The 5,605-nt window shown below is 68.0% G+C and carries 5 protein-coding genes and 1 pseudogene; 2 read left to right on the forward strand and 4 right to left on the reverse strand.

Going from position 1 to position 5,605, the window contains the following annotated elements; genetic code table 11:
• Nucleotides 1-326 precede the first annotated feature (326 nt).
• The gene (locus WBA97_RS05875; protein WP_424229661.1) at nucleotides 327-773 is read left to right on the forward strand and encodes a hypothetical protein; all 447 of its coding nucleotides are present in this window, start codon (nucleotides 327-329) and stop codon (nucleotides 771-773) included.
• Nucleotides 770-1,243, forward strand: a complete 474-nt coding sequence (locus WBA97_RS05880; RefSeq protein ID WP_424229662.1) for an NUDIX hydrolase — start codon at nucleotides 770-772, stop codon at nucleotides 1,241-1,243. The genes WBA97_RS05875 and WBA97_RS05880 overlap by 4 nt, the downstream gene beginning before the upstream one ends.
• A gap of 38 nt (nucleotides 1,244-1,281) precedes the next feature.
• Here WBA97_RS05880 and WBA97_RS05885 read toward each other — a convergent pair whose 3' ends face one another.
• The 4 genes and pseudogenes from WBA97_RS05885 to WBA97_RS05900 form a co-directional block, all read right to left on the reverse strand.
• Complete coding sequence (locus WBA97_RS05885) at nucleotides 1,282-2,346, reverse strand: DUF917 domain-containing protein (protein WP_424229663.1); 1,065 nt, start codon at nucleotides 2,344-2,346, stop codon at nucleotides 1,282-1,284.
• On the reverse strand, nucleotides 2,339-3,970 hold the full coding sequence (locus WBA97_RS05890) for a hydantoinase/oxoprolinase N-terminal domain-containing protein (protein ID WP_424229664.1): 1,632 nt from the start codon (nucleotides 3,968-3,970) through the stop codon (nucleotides 2,339-2,341). The genes WBA97_RS05885 and WBA97_RS05890 overlap by 8 nt, the downstream gene beginning before the upstream one ends.
• On the reverse strand, nucleotides 3,970-5,283 hold the full coding sequence (locus tag WBA97_RS05895) for a purine-cytosine permease family protein (RefSeq protein ID WP_424229665.1): 1,314 nt from the start codon (nucleotides 5,281-5,283) through the stop codon (nucleotides 3,970-3,972). Before WBA97_RS05895 ends, WBA97_RS05890 begins: the two co-directional genes overlap by 1 nt.
• A 3-nt stretch (nucleotides 5,284-5,286) precedes the next feature.
• Nucleotides 5,287-5,605 (reverse strand): annotated as a pseudogene (locus tag WBA97_RS05900) (hypothetical protein); the annotation flags it as partial.

A 5,605-nucleotide genomic window follows, 5' to 3' on the forward strand; every position in this document is an offset into this window, starting at 1 on the left:
TCACAACACCTACCGCGTCAAGAAACCAGGCGAACCAGCCAGCACACGCCACAAAGCACCCGCCACGATCAAGATCCACAAGCTCAAACCCCGAGCCGCATGATCAACTTACGCTACGTGGCATTGACCCGAAGCATCGGAGGAAGGCGGCTCAACTCCTCGACGTACAAGAGGAATATTTGTGGCCGGAGGTTAGGGAAAAGCAGGCATACCTGGCGCCCAGGGACGCTCCAATTGAGATCGTTCGAACGTACCCGGACCGCGCGAGCGTGCCGCGGGACGTTTGGCTTCGGTTCCTCAACTCCGCGACGACCAACATCGATGTCATGGTGTTCTCGGGCACGTTTCTCGCGCACACCAACCCGCGGATTGCTGACATGCTTCTCGTCCGCGCAGCTGCCGGTGTTCAGGTGCGCCTGTGCTTCGGGGCACCGTCCGGCGATGCCGTTGCTCACCGGGACGCGGAGGAGGGGCTTGGCGGAACACTCGGAGCCAAGATACGAGCGTCGTTGTCATATTTCACGAAGCTTGTTGGTGATCAACATTGTGAGGTTCGCCTACATGACACTACTCTGTATGCGAGCGTATTTCGCTACGACGACGATGCGCTAATAAACCCGCACATCTGGGGTCGGCCCGCAAGTGCAAATCCAGTAATCCACGTCCGCCGAACAAATGACGACAGCATGTTCATGAAGTATCTGGACAGCTTTGACCAGGTGTGGCAACAGTCCGCCACGTGGAACCCGGACGAGGCAGGGCGCACGTGGTGAACCGACGTATCGAGCACTGGCACAACCCGCACGCACCCGCGCCAAACTCACTTGTACCCGCGAGCAACCTGCTCGTTGTCAACGATTCCAGCGAGATACTGATGCAACGCCGACGCGACACCGGTCAGTGGGCGCTGCCAGGTGGCAAGCAAGAACTCGGAGAGACCCCGTCCGAGTGTGCGGTTCGTGAATGCGAGGAAGAGACAGGCATTCGTGCACGCGTGACCGGTATTCTTGGCGTGTACTCCGATCCCGCGCATCTCGTGGAGTACACGTCGAATGGCGAGGTGCGCCAAGAATTTGAAATCACACTGATAGGAGAACCTGTTGGCGGTACGCCCAGCGCGAATGACGAAGCGTCCGAGGTTCGCTGGATCTCGCCCAAGGAACTCGACAACTTCGATATACACGTCACCATGCGCCGACAGTTGGATGATTATCTGAACAAGCGGTACCCGATCGTAGACTGACTCTCAATCTCGGCTGGATCGTCGAATAGTGGCCGGGGTCAGCCGTCGGATGGCAGGCCCTGGTAGTCGCAGTCGTAGCCGAAGTAGCGGGGGCCGACGAGTTCGAGGCCCGCCGGAGTGGTCCATCTCGGGTCGCAGGGGATGGCCAGCGCGGTCACCCTGTTGCCGTAGCGCAGGGCCTCGGTGGTGATCGGCTCGCCGGTGTCGGTCTCCAGAACGCAGATCAGGTCGGGGGTTGTCGCCACCACCTCACCGTCGCGCATCGCGAGGAGGTACTCGTTCTGGAACGACAGGCGCAGCTCGGAGTCCGTGCCCGCGACGGTGGTGGTGCCGAGGGCGAACCCATCGGTGGTGGTGCGGTGCACGTCGGTCACCTTGCCGGTGATCAGGTGGACGCCACCGACCAGGTCGCGGATCGCCGTGACCGGGTTCGCGTGGTCGGCCCGTGCGGTACGGACCGCGGCGCCGAGTTGTTCCGCGAGGGTGATGGTGCCCGCGACCAGTCCGCCGGGTAGCTGCGCACCGGTCATGACGGTGTCCGCGGTGTAGACCGAGCATCCGGTCGTGACGCACACCGCGCGGGCGATGCGTTCCGCCCACTGGCTGGACACCGCGTCGAGCACGAGCGTGTTGCCCTTGTCGTCGGCCACGGCCATGGGGCTGGTGGGGATACCGGCCAGCGTCGGCAACACCATCTGCGCCTCGGGGAACGCCCTGCCCATGGCATCGCCGTCGACGACCGGCAGCCCGGTCTCGGCGGCGAGAGCCAGCGGTACCAACGAGTTCATGCCGCCGATCTCGATCGGCACCAGGTGGGTCGCCTCGGCGCCCCTCGCCCGTTCCAGCGCACGCAGCGCCGCGAGCAACTCGGTGCCGTTCGGCAGTTTCTCCGTGCCGACCGTCGGTGCGCCGAGCATCGAGACGGGGACAACCACCGCGTCCGGCGGGACCTCGTCGACGGTGACCAGCGTGACGGGACCGTGCCGGGTGATGGCCACCTCGGTGAGAAGCCTGCCGAGATAGGGGTCGCCGCCTCCGCCGGTGCCGAGGATGCCCGCGCCACGGGCGATGTCGTCGAGGTGGGCGACATCGATCTCACGCACAGGTCGCTCCGAGGCTGGTGCTCACCGGCGACTGCGCACGGACCTGGAGGCGGTCGAGGTCGAGGTCTCCGACGGCCTTCACCCGCACCCGGGTGGCGCCACCGGGTAGGTAGGCGAGTGGCACCTCGTCGATCTCGACGATCTCGACACTGCCCTGGCGCGCACCCGCCGCCTCGGCCTGCGCGATCGCTTCGGCCCTGGCGTCGGCGAGGACGTGCTCGCGGGTGCCCTCGGCGACGGGGACGACCCGGTCGAGCTCGCCGCCCACCTTGGCGATCGCCGCGCCGATCGCGTTGGCTACGTCGGCATGCGCGGGCCGCCGCACGTCGGGCAGGCCGGGCAGCGAGTCGGGCAGCACCACGCTGCCGCCGCCGACCAGGATGACCGGGAGCGGAGCGGGGGAGGTGCGCATCCGGTCCACCGCGTCGGCGATCCGCTCGCTCGCCATGGCCAGCACGGCCTGCGCCCTGGCCTGGTCGAAGCGGCGGACCAGCGCCGTGGTCGTGCCGACGCGGGTCAGTCCGGCGGCGACGGCCACATCGGTCATGGTGAGCGTGTCACCGCCGAACACCAGCGCCCTGCTGGTCAGCGCGAAGCCGACGCTGTCCGGCCCGACCGTGGCCCGCTCCTCGTCGGAGAAGTCCCGCACGAGGCTGCCGCCGCCGATGCCGAGTGAGAGCACGTCGGGCATCCGCCAGTTCGTGCGGATGCCGGCGACCTCGGTGATCGAGGCGGTTTCCCGGGGGAAGCCATCGACGAGCATGCCGATGTCGGTGGTGGTGCCGCCGACATCGATCACGGCACAGTCCGTGACACCGGACAGGAATCCCGCGCCCCGCATGGAGTTCGTCGGCCCGGACGCGAACGTCGCGGCGGGGAACCGCCGGCCGTACTCGATGTCCATGAGCGTGCCGTCGTTCTGGCTGAGCAGCAGCGGGGCGGTGATGCCCGCGTCGGCGAGCGCGGTGGTCAGCGCGTCGGCGAGCTCGTCGGCCAGGCCGGCCAGTGCGGCGTTGAGGATCGTGGCGTTCTCCCGCTCGAGCAGCCCGATCCGGCCGAAGTCGTGGGAGCAGGACACCCGCAGGTCCGGCACCTCGGAACGCAGGATGTGTGCCGCTTCCCGTTCCATGGTCCCGTTCACCGGCGCGAAGACCGACGAAACGGCGACCGACCGCACCCCCGCCGTCGCGAGGTCGACCGCGATCCGGCGCAGCTCGTCGGGGTCCAGTGTGGACAGTTCGGTGCCGTCGTACTCGTAGCCGCCGTGGCACAGGTACGTGCGGTCGCCGACGGCCACCCGCAGCCGCTCCGGCCAGCCGGTCAGTGGCGGGAGTGCCGCGGTGGCGGGCAGCCCGAGGCGGATCGCCGCCGTCGGCGTCAGCCGCGTGGCCTCCACCACCGCGTTGGTGAAGTGCGTGGTGCCGATCATCACCGCGGTGATGTCGCCTGGTGTGAGCCCGTCCGGTGCGTCGTGGAGAAGCTCGCCGATCGCCGTGACCACACCGGTCGTGACGTCATCGGTGGTCGGTGTCTTCACCGCGGCCACGACCCGCACGTCTTCTTCGTCGCCGGCGACCAGGACGGCGTCGGTGTTGGTGCCGCCGACGTCGATACCGACACGCACTACTCCGCGCCCTTCTCGACCGCGAGCTCCCTGGTGCCGCGCACCAGTCCCGCCTTGCCCGCGACCAGGTACGCGATGCCAGCCACCACAAGGGAGTTGAGCGCGGGGATGCCGAACTGTTCCTGTTCGGACCACCAGCCGAGGACCGCGGCACCGACCCAGATCACCAGCGTGGCGGGCACCCAGCCCGGTTCCGTGCCGGGCAGTCTGCCGTGCGTGCGGGACTCGTCGAGTGCCGGGCGCCAGCGGCGCACGAGGAAGTACTCGGCGACCATGATGCCCGCGATCGGCGGCAGCGCGACACCGAGCACGGTGAGGAAGTCGGCGAACCGGTCCAGGATGCCCAACGCCGACAATGCCGTGCCAAGAACGCCGATCGCGATCGTCGCGGCGACCCGGCTGATCCGCAGACCGAACACTGTGGACAGTGTGTTGACGAATCCCAGCGAGGAGCTGTACAGGTTCCAGTCGTTGATCTTGATGGTCGCGGAGACCAGGATGATGATCCCGACCGTCCCCGACGTGGCCGCGAAGATCGTCACCACGTCGGCCGACCTGATGGCGTACGCGAGAACGACGCCGACCAGCCCCAGGACGTACTGGCCGAGGGTGATCGAGACGACCGTCTGCTTCACCACGTCCCCGGTGGAGCGGTTGAACCGCGTCATGTCGGGGGCGAGCACCGCGCCGGCGATGTAGGAGCCCGCCACGATCGTGGCGCCGGTCGCGACGGACATCGGCTCGCCGAACCCCGCGGTGCCGAGCAGGTCGCCGAGGCTGTGGTCGGACAGTTCACCGACGATCGACCAACCGGCCAGCAACAGGAACGCGGGCACCGTGAGGTAGGCGATCCACGCCATCCACCGGAACCCGTACACCACGAGCGCGGTCACCGCGAGCCCGGTCACGATCGACCACAACCACACCGGCACTCCGTCGACCAGGGCGTGCAGCCCCTCGGCGAAGATCGCGTTCTGGATGCCGAACCAGCCGATCAGGCTCGTCGCGACGACCAGCCCGATCAACGCGGAGCCGGACCGGCCGAAGCCGGTCCACCGCGCGAGCACCGAGGTGGACAGTCCCTCCCGGACACCGGCGATCCCGGCGAAGACCGCGACCACCTCAAGGATCACCGAGCCGAGTGTCAGTGACCAGAACGCGCCCCAGAACGACATCCCGGCACCGAGCGTGGCGCCGAGCAGGAACACGGTCAGGTCCGACAGCTGCCCGAATCGTTGTACGGCAACGGTCCACCACGGATAGCGGGCATGGTCCGGCACGCGGTCCAGTGCGTAGTCGTCGGCACCCAGCATCGATCAGTCCCCGTTCCCTTCGGAAGGCAGCGGCACGGCAGGCTGCCTGTGGCCGGTCATGAACACGCCCGATCTCGGTGGTCCCTCGGCACGTGCCAGTAGTGCGACGGCCGGTTCCGCCAGGTAGCTCAGCGGTGTCTCCTCACGCAGCTTCGCCCTGGCGTACCGGGGATCCGCGCCGGCGTGGACCGCGGCGGCGCGTGCCACTTCGTCCACGGCTTCCCGTATCACCGCCGCGTCGTCGTCGTGCACCGCCATGACGCGCCTCGCCTCGCCGCCGACCGGGGCGGTCGCGACCCCGACCGCGGCCGCGGCGGTGGCC

Origin of the sequence: Actinophytocola sp. (genome assembly GCF_049647105.1) — a bacterium.
GTDB lineage: Bacteria > Actinomycetota > Actinomycetes > Mycobacteriales > Pseudonocardiaceae > Actinophytocola.